Raw genomic sequence first — 14,192 nt, forward strand, 5'->3', positions numbered from 1 at the left:
TATGACTAGAAATATTTCTGAGGCGGATACTCGGGCAAATTTTATCGATCCTAATCTGGCTCAAAGTGATTGGACTTCCGAAAATATTACTCGGGAATATTATTTTACTGATGGTAGGAAGCTTATAGGAAACAGACGAGGTAAAAGACTTTTTTTAGATTATCTACTGAAATATAACAATACTAGTTTAGCTCTGATTGAAGCGAAAAAGTTAGGTGAGCATCCTACAAAAGGTTTGCAGCAGGCTTTAGATTATGCCGAAAAACTCCGAATTAATTTTGTTTACTCCAGTAACGGTAAACAAATTTATGAATTCGATAGGAGAAAAGGTAAGGGTGAGTACATTGAAAAATTTCCATCTCCAAAAGAATTATATAGACGTCTTAATAGTAGTAATTTTCAATTAAAAGAAAAGCTTCATAGTATACCTTTTCATCTAACGGGTCCTATGAGACCGAGGTATTACCAGGAAATAGCTGTGAATAAGGTGATGGAAAGTATTGCTGAAGATAAAAAGCGTATACTTTTAACCCTGGCAACTGGTACGGGTAAAACTTTTATATCCTTTCAAATCGTTCATAAACTTATACAAGCTAAGTGGAATCTAGAAGGCCAATCCCGACGACCGAGAATTTTATTTCTTGCTGATCGTAATGTTTTGGCAGATCAGGCAATAAATACATTTAATCCTTATGAAAGTGATCTAGTAAAAATAGATGGAGAAGAAGTTAGAAATAGGAATGGAGTTGTACCAACCAATGCATTCATTTTTTTTGCTATCTATCAGGCTATTGCGGAACGGGAGGATATAGGAGGCTATTACACTGAATATCCTTCAGATTTCTTCGACTTAATTGTAATAGATGAATGTCATAGGGGTAGTGCTAATGAAGAAGGATCCTGGCGAGCTATTTTGGAACATTTTAAACCTGCAGTCCATTTAGGATTAACCGCCACTCCAAAGCGAGAAGATAACGTAGATACCTACAAATATTTTGGTAAACCGGTATATGAATATTCTTTGAAAGATGGTATTTCGGATGGTTTCCTTACGCCATATAAATTAAAGAGAGTTAGAACAAATATTGATGAATATATTCATACAAGTGACAGTAAAGTTGTCCAAGGTGAAGTAACAAAAGATAGGTATGAGTTAAAGGAATTCGATAAAACCATTACAATTATTCAACGAACGGATTTATTAGCTAAAGCCATTTTGAATAATATAGGGAAAATGGATAAAACTATTGTCTTTTGCGCAAATCAAGACCACGCATTGGATTTACGGGACCGTATTAATCAACACAAATCAGTTACTGATCCTTATTATTGCGTTCGGGTGACTTCAGATGAAGGTAAAATAGGGAGAATCCATCTCGAATCTTTTCAGGATAATGATAAGGATATACCTGTAATTCTTACTTCTTCTAAAATGCTAACTACTGGTGTAGATGCACGGAATGTTAGAAATATAGTGCTTACTACATCTATAGGGTCTATGGTTGAATTCAAGCAGATCATAGGTAGAGGAACGAGGATTTATGAAGGAAAAGATTTCTTCACGATTATCGATTTTGTAGGCGCTTCAGATTTATTTTACGATTCCGAGTGGGACGGTATACCTGATGAGGAAGTTATTACAGATGAAACTGGTGAAGAAGATGGCGACGATAATGAAATTAAGAAAAAGAGAAAAAAACCGAAGGTAAAAGAGCCAACAGAAGATTATGAACCTAAAGAAAAATTGATAATAGAACTTAGTAATGGACGAAAACTAAAGGTGATTGATATTGAAACAAGATATATTGACGATAATGGTAAACCTTTAACAGCAAGAGAGTTTTTAGAAAAATTAGTAGGGAAACTTCCAGCTATTTATCAAAACGAAGATCAACTAAGAAAAATATGGTCTAATCCCGACACTAGGAAATTTTTAATGAAGGATTTAGGAGAACTTGGTTTTGATAGGGAACAATTAAATGTATTACGTGAAATGATAGCCTCTCCTGAATGTGATCTTTTTGATGTCTTATCACATATATCTTTTAGTTCAGAGCTTATGACTCGGAAGGAAAGGGCAGCGAATGTCAGAAAGAATCAACAGTTCTTTACAGTATATGAAAACCTAAAAGCTAAGGAGTTCTTGGAGTATGTAATTTCACATTATGAAAAATTTGGTGTGGAAGAGCTGGGAAGAGAAAGGCTTGGTGATTTGGTGAAATTAAAATTAGGATCAACAAAAGATGCTAAGATGATATTCGGTGACATGAATAAATTGGTTACTGCTTATTATAGTCTTCAAGAAAATATTTATAGAGTTAGTTAATGGAAGTAAATGTTAGGCCTCATAAAATGATAGATCAGGAATTTACAATTGATTTATCCGAAAAAAAAATCAATATTCTGATAGGTGGAAATGGTTCAGGAAAGTCATCTATCCTAGAAAGCGTATTTCAGTTTCCCCAAAGTGCTCCAAGTAGAATTATTTCATATTCTTCTGGTCAAAATGAGTCATTTTCTAAAATTTATAAAAATTATCAGAACAAAAATAAAGTATACAGTCTTGAACCTTCCGAAGATAGTACTAATGATGAAATTATAGACTCGAAATTTAAATCAGTCTATTTTGACTCCAGATTTAGTAGGCTGCTAATTTTCTTTGCAGTTGGTTTAAAGAAGGACGGTTATATCCATAATTTTTTAAACAGTAGTAAGCTAGGGAGTTTAAAACTGAAATTAGAATTCAGAATTCCTAAATCTTATACAGATAGAATTGCAAATATACTTGAGAAGGAAGCTTTAAATACTAGTTACAGATCTATAAGAAATACCTTTTTTCATAGTTTTCTTCAAAAATTTGCAGAAACCTATATCGATGATAATTACGACTTTGAGAATTCTATTGAAAAACAAATCGTAATTATATCACCAGATTCTATTCCTATTGAATTTTCCAATGCTACTCGGCTTTTTGCTTTTTTTAGTTGGGCTGTAAATAATCAATTTATTGATTTAAATAGTACAGAAATAGAAATTAAAGATCTTGAATTGGATTCATATTCTGATGGCGAATTTCAGTTAATGTCTATATACAGTCTTTTGGACTTGTTTGATGACCCAGGAACATTATTTCTGTTAGATGAAATTGATTCCCATATCCATTACGATAATATTAAAAAGGTTTGGGACTCTGTAAAGAAAATTGAAGGGAGACTTATTACAACGACCCATTCAGCCGATTCAATAATTTTGAACGAATTTTCTACACTTAAGCTCGTTGAAGGAGGGAAAATAGATAAGGATATTGTAGCGAATAGAGTTCTTGAAAGACTTGAAGCACTGGCAGATTCAGCTAATTATAAGCTATCTATAGCAAGTCAAATTCAAAACTTAGCATTAGTCGAGGATTATTTTGATTGGTTCATTTTTATAGAATTGTGTAAAAGGAAAATTCCAAATTTTGACTTGAATGTGCAGAAGAATATTCATTATATAAAATGCAGTTCTGGATTTAATAGTTATGCTGAAAGATTTGGTAGCTCTAAGTTAGATTGGGTAGAAGCTTTTAAAAAGCAAAATGCTAATCCTCTAACAAAGAATATTTTTTTAATCTGTGATAGGGATAATTTATCTGTGAATGATGTCAACAATACTGGTCTGGTCATTAATTCGAATCCTGGAAATAGACAGAATAGAATTCCATTAAGAGGTTCAGGAAATAAAACGGCTTATCTTATGAGTTGGAAAAGGCGAGAGATAGAAAATTATCTCTTAAGTTATACCATGTTATCTAAGCATAATAAATTAGAACAAGTAAACCACCATATTGCCCCTGTAGATCATTTAGTCGAAGGTAGAAGTGGAGACAATGATAGTGTGCGAAATTTAGATGTAAAAAAGATGTTACAACCACTATATTTGAAAGATATTATCACTTCAATTCCTGGAGATGAAGGCGGAGTGAATTATAATAAGTTGTCTGAACTTATTTCACAAATACCATCTGATGAAATATCCGATGATATAGTAAACATCTATAACTTTATTAAGACAAAAATATAAATGAGCGATATACAAAACAAAATAGATAGAATTACAGATATTCTTAGAAGAGATGATGGGATTAGCGGTGCAATGCATTATACTGAACAAATTTCCTGGATTCTTTTTCTGAAGTTCCTTAATGATTACGAGGAGAATAAAGCTGATGCCGCAGAGCTCACAGGTAAGAAATATGAACATGTTTTACGATATGACTTGAGATGGGACCAATGGGCTTGTCCTAAGGACGATGAGGGTAACAGGATAAAAAAAGCTAGTTCCGGTTCTGACTTGATGGAATTTGTAAATAAAACGTTGTTTCCATATCTAAAAGATTTTAAATTTTCTTCGAATGATCCAAATTCCATTAAATATAAGATAGGCGCTATTTTCGAATACTTGGATAATAGAATAGCTAGTGGTCATACTTTGAGAGAGATATTGGATATAATAGATAGTTTAAACTTTCAGAGTAATGATGAACTATTTGAATTATCTCAGATTTATGAAAACCTACTGAAAAGTATGGGATCCGATGGTGGGAATTCAGGAGAATTTTATACTCCAAGAGCTATAATTAAAGCAATGGTAGAGACTGTAGATCCAAAAGTCGGGGATAGCATTTATGACGGTGCAGTTGGAAGTGCAGGTTTTTTGGTAGAAGCCTTTGAATATATGACTACAAAGAAAAAACGATCTGGATATTCGGCCTCTGAATGGAAAAAAATACAAACTGAAACTTTCTATGGACGTGAGAAGACCTCCTTAGGATATGTAATGGGTATGATGAACATGATACTTCATGGGATTGAAAGTCCAAACGTATATAAGGAAAATACGCTTACTCAAAATATTCGGGATTTCCAGGAAAAGGATAGGCATTCGGTTATTCTAGCAAATCCGCCTTTTGGAGGCAAGGAAAAAAAGCAAATTCAACAAAATTTTCCTGTAGAAAGCAATGCTACAGAAATTCTTTTCCTTCAGCATTTCATGAAAATGCTCAAACTGGAAGGAAGAGCAGCTATTGTTGTTCCTGAAGGTGTTTTATTTCAGACTACCAATGCTTTTTCTAAAGTGAAGCAAGATTTATTAGAGCAGTTCAATGTCCATACAATAGTTAGTTTACCTAGTGGGGTTTTTCTTCCATATAGCGGTGTTAAAACTAATATTATGTTTTTCGATAGAAATGGGGCCACATCAAAAATTTGGTACTATGATGTTACTCCACCTTATAAATTGACTAAGAACAAACCCATAGCATATGAGCATATAAATGAATTTGTAGATCTATTTAAGCATCCAGAAAAAAGAAATCGCACCAACGCCAAAACTGATGAAGAGTGTCACGATTGGACGGTTTCTGTAAGTGAGATACAAGATTTTGATATAAGTGCAAAGAACCCTCACAAGGTAATTGAAATAGAACATCTATCTCCTAAAAGATTAATCACCTCTATTAAGCAGAATGATATGAAGTTTAACGAATTAATGAACCAAATTGAATCTTTGATAAATGGGTAGTTGGCGAGAAATAAAGGTAAAAGATGTTGCCGCAAAGATTCAGTATGGTTACACTGGAAAAACCCACAAAACAGGTGAGTATAGATATCTTAGAATCACTGATATTCAGAACAGCAAGGTGAATTGGAGCACAGTGCCTTTTAGTACTATTTCTGACCCAAAAGAAATTGAAAAATATTTGCTTCATACTGATGACATTATTTTTGCTAGAACAGGAGCTACAGTTGGGAAATCATTCATTATTGAAGAAGTAGACAAATCCATTTTTGCCTCATACCTAATTCGGATTCAATTAAAAAAAGATGTTTTTCCTAAATACCTTTATCTATATTTTCAAAGTTCATCATATTGGCAACAAATTAGAGGTCACGAAGTGGGTGCCGCTCAGCCAAATGTTAATGGAAAAAAACTTGGTGAAATTGTATTCCCCTTACCGTCAATTCAAGAACAAAAAAGGATAGTTACTCAAATAGATTATCTTTTCGAAAAATTAAACAAAGGCATTGTTCTACTGGAAGAGAATATTATACATTCTCAAGCATTAATAAACAGTGTCCTAGATGAAGAATTTGGGAAATTGGAAGAAGAATTCGAGAGCAAACCATTAGAAGAAATTGTAACAGTGATTAATGGTCGAGCATATCAAAAGCCTGAGATGTTGGATGCTGGTAAGTATCCAATTTTAAGAGTTGGAAACTTCTTTTCAAATAGAGGTTGGTATTATTCTGATATGGAACTGGACGAATCAAAATACTGTGAAGAGGGAGATTTACTCTATGCATGGTCTGCATCCTTTGGTCCTAAAATTTGGGATGGCGCAAAATCAATTTACCATTACCACATTTGGAAAATGGTACCTACCTCGAACAAGGTTTCAAGAAAGTACCTGTATTACCTTTTAGAGAGAGATACAGATAAAATAAAGGAAGAAAATGGAAGAGGTGTTGGAATGATTCATATTACAAAGAGTTATATTGAAAGTAGAATGATGGTCTTGCCTCCTATGGATATTCAGGAAAAAGTTGTTGAACGGATTGAGAAATTCTATTTTCTTCACACTAATATGACTCTTGAATTGAATCAAAAACTAGATAATCTAAAAGCTCTAAAAAGTAGTTTGTTAGATCAAGCATTTAAAGGTGAATTATAATTAATGGAGTTAGTAGCATTATTAAAACATGATTCTGAAAATAAAACTTCAGAAATAATAAATTTTGGTGGTTCTCATTTTTATACTGTTTCTTCAGAAGATGGAATTCAACTTAGCCGAAATGAAAACGCGAATCACTTACCTGATTTTTTCGCTACAGATACTGTTTTAAATGTTTCTGCAATTGTCGGGGCAAATGGCGCTGGAAAAACCACTTTCCTTAAGAATATCTTGGACTTATTTCACAGTGGATATGGATCAGAATTTAGAATTCTTATTTTTCATGAAGGGAGAGACATAGTTTTTAAAACAAATATCTATGATCGAGATTTTCAGTTTACAGCTAATTTTGATTATAAAATTGATCAAAAAATAGATGCACAGACTATCTTTTATTCACCATTTTTAGATTTCAAGAGTTCGGTTAAGGGAGTTGATCTAAGTTATGACGCAACTCTACAGGAGGATCTTGAACATATCGACCGGTTTTATGAGGCCTCCTCAAAAATAATACCACATCGTTATTTACTAAAAAGGAATAGTAGAAGGTTACGGGCATTCATAATTTCGGAGTTTAGCGATTCTATTAGGAAAACTTTCGGTTTGCCAGATGATAATTATCACCTTTTGACTTTTACTCGTTATAAAATTGATGCGACAGAGGAAAATATAAATTTCCATAATACCCCATATGGCTTCCGAGAATACTTGGATAAGTTGTTTAGAAAAATTCGGAAGGATGCAGATACTATTAATGCCACACGACCTGAAGGTTATAGCCTTTTTCAATTGCAAAAGGATTTGATGAAAAATTATATCCTAATGGATTTTCTTTGTCTTATGGTGGTTCAAATGGAGAGAGGAAATGACTTTCTTAGGGAAGGAAAGTTGGATGAAAAAAAACTTGAGAATGTCGATTTTAACGACGTAAACTCCAAGGATCTCTTGTATGCCTTTCTGGAAAATCATGTAATTCGCTTTCAGTCGGAGCAATTTCGGGTATTACCAGTTGAACCAACTAAGGTATTAATCGAAGAAGTTTTCAGAATTATTGATAATTATAATGAACCTTCAGAAAATGAGAGACCATTTTTCGATTGGGATCTAAAACATGTTGTTATTGACACTGATACTTTAAATTCTTTAGTAGCGTTAGAAGATGAGTTTATTAATGAAATCCATAAGTATTATCTTGGGACGGAAAAAGATGGGGAAAAGTTGTTCGACAAACCTGATATAATTCAAGGTCTTCTAAATTATCAACCATCAACGAGAGAATTAAGTTCTGGCGAAACTGCATTATTAAACCTTTACTCAAGAATATATGACTATTTCAAACGAAATATAGAGGATTTACGTACAGAAAAACTCTCCAAGAATTATCTTTTGTTTTTGGATGAAGCTGATCTAGGATTTCATCCAAAATGGAAAAAATCATTTTTAAAAAGCTTCCTTGAATTTACTCAAAATTTTTTTAAAAAGATTGGATCGTCCGTCCAGTTAATTTTTACTACTCACGATTCTCTTACCCTCTCTGATGTGCCCAATGATAACATTATTTACTTAATACGAGAAGATGATGAAACTATAGTTTTAAAGCGAGATCATCCTTCCAGGCCAACTAAATCATTTGGTGCAAATATTACGGATCTATTAGCTAATTCTTTTTTTATTGAAGATGGTCTAATTGGTGATTTTGCTAAAATGAAAATCCATGAGGCTATTATGTGGATAAAAGATGATGAGGAAACGCCCGAATATCTTAATAAAGAATATTGTTTAAGAATAATTAAAACAGTTGACGAGCCAATTGTTAAAACTAAGCTTTCTGAGATGTTTGATAATAAAACAAAGTCAAATACGAGATTAGAGCTAATAGAGAAACAAATTACTGAATTGGAAGCTGAAAAAAAGAAATTGTCAGAAAAACCGAAAGAATAATGCTTTTTATAGATCCAGATGATAGCAAGATAATAAGAGCTAAAGATCGATTCCTTGAAAATCTGAAACCAAAAATTTTAGATAACATTGAAAATAAAGTTCAATATCATTATTGTAAACTATTTTTCAATCAAAACATCATACCCTATATAGATGATATTCTGATTGGTACTCCAGAAAAACTCCATAACCTTGCAAAAGAGCATAGCAATTTCATAAATGAATCACCTTTATTAAAAAGATTGGTAGAACAGGTTTTTAATTATGATTGGTTCATTAAAAAGGAAACGAAGCCATATGGAGCCTATGAATTAGCATTAGATTTAGGAATAAATACTTGTGTTTACTGTAATAGAAATTATACCAATACGGTAATTGACGATAAAGGAAAAAAGGTAATCAGACCACAATTTGATCATTTTATAGATAAAGGTAATAATCCATTATTTCGTTTGTCCTTTTTCAACTTAATACCCTGTTGTAGCACTTGTAATTCAAACTTAAAAGGTAGTACTCCTTTTAGTATGGAAACTCATTTACATCCCTATAATGATAAAATTTTAAAAGAATTTAATTTTTCATATGAATATTCAGCCAAAGAGGATGAGTTGGAAGTTTTGATAAAGCCGGACACATTACCTCCCAGGATTAAAGAAAGCTTTAATGAGTTCAAAATCTTGGATATTTACAATGCGCACACTTCAGAGGTAAAAGATCTTATTCGCCTAAAAGAAGCATTTTCAGATAATTATTTATCCATTCTTTCTTCTAGTGTGTTAAATGATATTAAAATTTCGCAGAGGGAGATGTATAGAATTGTTTTTGGAACTTATTATGAAGATGATAAGCTTCACCTTCGTCCTTTTGGTAAATTAAAGCGTGACCTTCTTCAAGAATTAAAAATTACTACATAGTATTAATCTTGTATACAAAACATGTTTATAATGCATGTCTTTAACTATTATTCAGATTTATTCCTAAATTAGAGGAATTATACATCTAAGACATTTCAAAACCAACCTAATCACCAATGATTCCAGATAATCTTGAAAGAATTCATATTGAAAAAGCTTTAGCTGAAATTGATCAAAATGGAGTGCAAAATGGAGAGCAGTCAACAACATATGATCTAATTCATAATGCTAAGCGTTATCCCCCTAAATTGGTTTTAAGTTTAGCCAATAAGTATGCTAATGGGAATGAATTAGATCGGTTAAGTTTTACGGGTGGAGAAAATACAAAGGCTTTTAAGCTTTTGAGAAATCATGGTTTTCATATTGAAAGTAAAACTTCTATTAAAGATCTTGTTCAAGAATTCTTAGAACAGGCGAAGACTTCTAATCTAAAAACAAAACATTACCCATCTAAATACAGGGGCTTAGATATTTCAATTAGTTTCGGAGCTGGTAATTCAGCTCGAATACCATGGATAGCATTTCTCAAACCACCTAATAAAGTTATGGATGGAATTTATCCAGGATTATTATTCTATAAAGAGCATAATCTTTTAATATTAACTTACGGCAAAAGTGAAACTAATAGTTCCTCATTTACGTGGAATGTTTCTAATGCAGAAACAATAGGTGAATTTTTTAAAAGAAAATTTGAAGCTAAACCAGACAGGTATGGAAGTTCACTTGTTAAAGCTATTTTTAAAGTTGAAAAGGATATAGATTTTATCAAATTTCAATATCAGTTAGATGAACTAATTGATCAGTATAAGTCAATTCATTTTGAAAGTAACACTTTAGGAGAACCAACGGAAGATTATAAAAAAGAAAAACAAGATATTGGTAGGAAATACTGGATTTACTCTCCTGGTGAAAACGCTGAATTTTGGGATGAGTTCTATCAAAAAGGTGTAATGGGTCTGGGTTGGGACTATCTTGGTGATTTAAGGAATTTCAACTCCAAAGAAGAGATAAGATCTAAGTTACAAGAACTTGAGGAAACAGATAATTCTAAAAAAAATGATGCTACGGCATGTGACGATTTCCTTAATAATATTCAAGTGGGAGATATCGTCATTGCTAAAAAGGGCAGGAGCACTTTAATTGGATATGGCAAGGTAGTTTCCGATTACTACTTTGATAAGGAAAGAAAGACCTTTCAAAAGCAGAGAAAAGTTGAATGGAAAAAGAAAGGGGAGTGGAATGCCGGCCTTTTTTTAGTTTTAAAAACTTTGACTGATATTACACGATATCCTAGTAAACTTTCAGAATATGACAACTATTATGAACATCTTCTAGCAATTATGGATGAAATAATTGCGGAACCTAAAAAGGAATTGGGCCTACCTTTAAACTGTATATTATATGGTCCTCCGGGAACTGGTAAAACTTATAAAACTAAAGAAATAGCCGTTAAAATTGGCAATCCAGATTTTGACGTTCCTCCTAATTATAATGATTTGAAAAAGAGAAAAATGATTGTTGATGAATATGATCGTTTATTTCAAGAAGGGCAAATAGTTTTTACCACTTTTCATCAATCATTTAGTTACGAAGATTTTGTAGAAGGTATTAAACCAAAAACCACTGATGACAAAAAAGTGATATACGATATATCTCCAGGTATTTTTAAAAGAATATGTGAGAGGGCTAAAGATAATTGGTTAGAATATTCTAGCGGTGAATCAGTGGATCTATCTTTTGATGAAGCCTTCAGGAATTTGAAGGATGAATGGGAAGAAAATGAAAATTTAAAATTTCCCCTGAAAACAGAAGGGAAAGACTATAAAATTATAGGCTTTACAGATAGTTCTATTCAGTTTAAAAAAGCAAGTGGAGGAACGAGTCATACATTAAGTATCTCTACTTTAAGAGATGCATATTATAGAAAAAGAGAAATTAAATCGACTGGAGTTGGAATATATTATCCGGGAATATTAAATAAGCTTAAAACATATGGTTCTAGAACTATTGGTATTAATAGACCATCACTCGAAAAATTTGTTTTAGTGATTGATGAAATCAACAGAGGGAATGTTTCAGGAATATTTGGAGAGCTTATCACTTTATTGGAGGAGGATAAAAGGTTAGGGGAAAATGAGGAAATAATTGTTGAGTTACCGTATTCAAAAGAGCCGTTTTCTGTGCCTCCAAATGTCTATATAATTGGCACTATGAATACTGCCGATAGGAGTGTAGAATCTTTAGATACTGCCTTAAGAAGAAGATTTGCCTTTGAAGAAGTGATGCCGTTACCAGAACTATTAGAGAACATTGAGTTTGAGCAATTCAATTTAAGTCATCTTTTAAAAGTGATCAACGGTAGAATAGAGGCTTTACTGGATCGGGACCATACAATTGGTCATTCTTATTTTATTGGGATTCAGTCAGGAGATGCTGTTGCACTAAGACTAGCATTCGAAAATAAAATTATTCCATTATTACAAGAATATTTTTATCATGACTATGAAAAAATAGCCTTGATTCTAGGCGAAGGTTTTATAGAGCATAGGGAGTCTAATGTAAGATTTGCAAACTTCAATAAAGTCGACCAACCAGAAATAAATTCATCTTTTGAATTGAAAAAGATAGAAGATATTGAAGATGCCGTTCATTTTCTTTTAAATTAAAAGAATGAAGCAAGCGAATAAATCAATAAAAGTCTTTGAACATCAGTTTTTAAAGTTAGGCGATAATTTTAAAAAACATCATCTAGAAGCTTTCTCAAAGCTTAATGCTTTACATAATGATTGTTATTTTGATTTAAGATATAATGGTCTAAAGTTTAAAAATTATGTTGGTGTTATTCAGGTCGATGGACTAACTATAGAAATACTTCCCAAAGTAGATTCTTATAATGAAGAGAAAGATCTTTGGCAAAGTGTACTTATTGATATGCTTAAAGCAACAAAAAAGCTTAAGGTTCAGCCAGTAGGTAGCGCCAATGTGAATAGACAAAATATTCACCTGTTAGACTTATATTTTGAATGGTTTTTACGAGAAGTTGAGTTGTTAATTAAACAAGGATTAATAAAACAATATTACCGTGAGACTAAAAATGTTAAAGCATTAAAAGGTAAGCTTGAATTTTCAGGCCATATTCAGAAAAACTTAATTCACAAGGAACGATTTTATACTAGCTATCAAATTTATGAGAAAGATCATTTAATACATCAGATTCTGTTCTACGCAATGGAAATAATTGAAAACTTTTCAAAAGGAACTTATTTGTATTCTAAATGTAAATCTATCCAGTTGGATTTTCCAGATGTCAGTAAATGCCATATTGATAGTTCTACTTTCTCCAAAATAAAATATAACAGAAAGAACTTACCATATAAGACTGCTTTAGAGATTGCCAAATTTATCATATTAAATTATGCTCCTAATATCTCTTCAGGTGAAGAGAAAATGCTTGGGTTGTTATTTGATATGAATTCACTGTGGGAAGAATATGTTCTAATAAAACTGAAATTAGAGGCTAATTCCAGAGATGATGTAAATGTTTTTGGTCAAAGAACTAAGGGGTTTTGGCAGGGTATTACTATTAGACCAGATGTTGTAATCGAAATGAGAAATCAAACATACATCATAGATACAAAATGGAAGAATATTAAATACTCTAAACCTTCTACACAAGATCTAAGACAAATGTATGTTTATAATGATTATTGGGATTCCTATAAGGCTGTTCTCTTATATCCTTCAGAAAAGGAGTGTTTAAAGCCTTCCTTTTATCCATTTGATAAAAAGGAACATGAGTGTGGGATAGGTAAAATAAATGTCTTAAAAGGAGATAAATTAAATCAGGAAATAGGGAAAACTATCTTAGACTGGTTTATTAAGGAAGAGGATTCTTAAGTATATACATATCAGCCATTTTTTTAATTTCAGCTCTAGATTTTATTTTTCCGCGATTCAACCAATTATCAATTTCACTTTTTCGAAAATGTAATTTACCACTTGCTTTTATAAAAGGTATTTTTCGTTTCTTAACCAAACCATATATAGAAGACTTTTGATAATTTATATAATCTGCAATTTCTTCGATTGTCATTAATTCATCATTTAATTTTTTACTTTTTATTTTTTTTAGTTCTTCTAATTGTTTTTCGATACTTTCTAATTTGGATAAGATTATTTCAAAGGGATTGTCCATTTTACTTTATTTACATTAATGAGTTTGATCTGAGGAAACATTTAAATATAAGAAGATGAAATTTATGGACGGTTATACTCAATAACTAAGTATATACTGAGTTTTTATTCAGTTTATTAAGAGTTTTTCAATTATTAGCAATCGCTGGCAACAGTTGGCAATCGCTGGCAACACTTAGCAATAGTTGGTAATCCCTGGCAATGGTTGGTAATTGCTCGACAAAGCTTAACAAAGCTGGATAATCCAAAAATCTTTATTAGTATATAAAATAATAAACAATTTGATTTTTATATAAAGTAAGCTCAAAATATTTTTCCAATTATATTCTATTATGTTTGTTGAAATGTTGAGGATATAATTAAATTACTGAAATTGAGCTTTATAATAATCAACCCCACTTCAACATTTGTTGAAGTGGGGTTGAAAATAT

9 protein-coding genes are annotated in these 14,192 nt (G+C 31.8%); 8 read left to right on the forward strand and 1 reads right to left on the reverse strand.

From position 1 onward, the window contains the following. The first annotated feature begins 1 nt into the window (after position 1). The 8 genes from hsdR (at position 2) to L1I30_RS05130 (ending at position 13,464) form a co-directional block, all read left to right on the forward strand. On the forward strand, positions 2-2,326 hold the full coding sequence (gene hsdR / locus L1I30_RS05095; protein ID WP_236133182.1) for an EcoAI/FtnUII family type I restriction enzme subunit R: 2,325 nt from the start codon (positions 2-4) through the stop codon (positions 2,324-2,326). Next, the gene (locus L1I30_RS05100) at positions 2,326-4,062 is read left to right on the forward strand and encodes an AAA family ATPase (protein ID WP_236133183.1); all 1,737 of its coding nucleotides are present in this window, start codon (positions 2,326-2,328) and stop codon (positions 4,060-4,062) included. The genes hsdR and L1I30_RS05100 overlap by 1 nt, the downstream gene beginning before the upstream one ends. Next, positions 4,063-5,562, forward strand: coding sequence for a class I SAM-dependent DNA methyltransferase (locus tag L1I30_RS05105; protein ID WP_236133184.1), 1,500 nt, complete (start codon positions 4,063-4,065; stop codon positions 5,560-5,562). Next, the gene (locus tag L1I30_RS05110) at positions 5,555-6,712 is read left to right on the forward strand and encodes a restriction endonuclease subunit S (RefSeq protein WP_236133185.1); all 1,158 of its coding nucleotides are present in this window, start codon (positions 5,555-5,557) and stop codon (positions 6,710-6,712) included. Before L1I30_RS05105 ends, L1I30_RS05110 begins: the two co-directional genes overlap by 8 nt. 3 nt (positions 6,713-6,715) lie before the next feature. Continuing rightward, the gene (locus L1I30_RS05115; RefSeq protein WP_236133186.1) at positions 6,716-8,653 is read left to right on the forward strand and encodes an AAA family ATPase; all 1,938 of its coding nucleotides are present in this window, start codon (positions 6,716-6,718) and stop codon (positions 8,651-8,653) included. Then, positions 8,653-9,567, forward strand: a complete 915-nt coding sequence (locus L1I30_RS05120; protein WP_236133187.1) for a hypothetical protein — start codon at positions 8,653-8,655, stop codon at positions 9,565-9,567. The genes L1I30_RS05115 and L1I30_RS05120 overlap by 1 nt, the downstream gene beginning before the upstream one ends. Positions 9,568-9,683: 116 nt before the next feature. Further along, positions 9,684-12,233, forward strand: a complete 2,550-nt coding sequence (locus L1I30_RS05125) for an McrB family protein (protein ID WP_236133188.1) — start codon at positions 9,684-9,686, stop codon at positions 12,231-12,233. A gap of 4 nt (positions 12,234-12,237) precedes the next feature. After that, positions 12,238-13,464 (forward strand): McrC family protein, encoded by a 1,227-nt coding sequence (locus tag L1I30_RS05130; RefSeq protein WP_236133189.1) that lies wholly within the window; start codon positions 12,238-12,240, stop codon positions 13,462-13,464. Here L1I30_RS05130 and L1I30_RS05135 read toward each other — a convergent pair. Continuing rightward, complete coding sequence (locus tag L1I30_RS05135) at positions 13,445-13,762, reverse strand: helix-turn-helix domain-containing protein (protein WP_236133190.1); 318 nt, start codon at positions 13,760-13,762, stop codon at positions 13,445-13,447. The two genes, L1I30_RS05130 and L1I30_RS05135, sit on opposite strands and share 20 nt — an antisense overlap. Positions 13,763-14,192: the final 430 nt, after the last annotated feature.

Origin of the sequence: Gillisia lutea (genome assembly GCF_021568705.1) — a bacterium.
GTDB lineage: Bacteria > Bacteroidota > Bacteroidia > Flavobacteriales > Flavobacteriaceae > Gillisia > Gillisia lutea.

Bases quoted from the DNA above. Each gene is read 5' to 3' on its own strand.
- hsdR (WP_236133182.1), top strand. From the start codon at position 2: ATGACTAGAAATATTTCTGAGGCGGATACTCGGGCAAATTTTATCGAT.
- L1I30_RS05100 (WP_236133183.1), top strand. From the start codon at position 2,326: ATGGAAGTAAATGTTAGGCCTCATAAAATGATAGATCAGGAATTTACA.
- L1I30_RS05105 (WP_236133184.1), top strand. From the start codon at position 4,063: ATGAGCGATATACAAAACAAAATAGATAGAATTACAGATATTCTTAGA.
- L1I30_RS05110 (WP_236133185.1), top strand. From the start codon at position 5,555: ATGGGTAGTTGGCGAGAAATAAAGGTAAAAGATGTTGCCGCAAAGATT.
- L1I30_RS05115 (WP_236133186.1), top strand. From the start codon at position 6,716: ATGGAGTTAGTAGCATTATTAAAACATGATTCTGAAAATAAAACTTCA.
- L1I30_RS05120 (WP_236133187.1), top strand. From the start codon at position 8,653: ATGCTTTTTATAGATCCAGATGATAGCAAGATAATAAGAGCTAAAGAT.
- L1I30_RS05125 (WP_236133188.1), top strand. From the start codon at position 9,684: ATGATTCCAGATAATCTTGAAAGAATTCATATTGAAAAAGCTTTAGCT.
- L1I30_RS05130 (WP_236133189.1), top strand. From the start codon at position 12,238: ATGAAGCAAGCGAATAAATCAATAAAAGTCTTTGAACATCAGTTTTTA.
- L1I30_RS05135 (WP_236133190.1), bottom strand. From the start codon at position 13,762: ATGGACAATCCCTTTGAAATAATCTTATCCAAATTAGAAAGTATCGAA.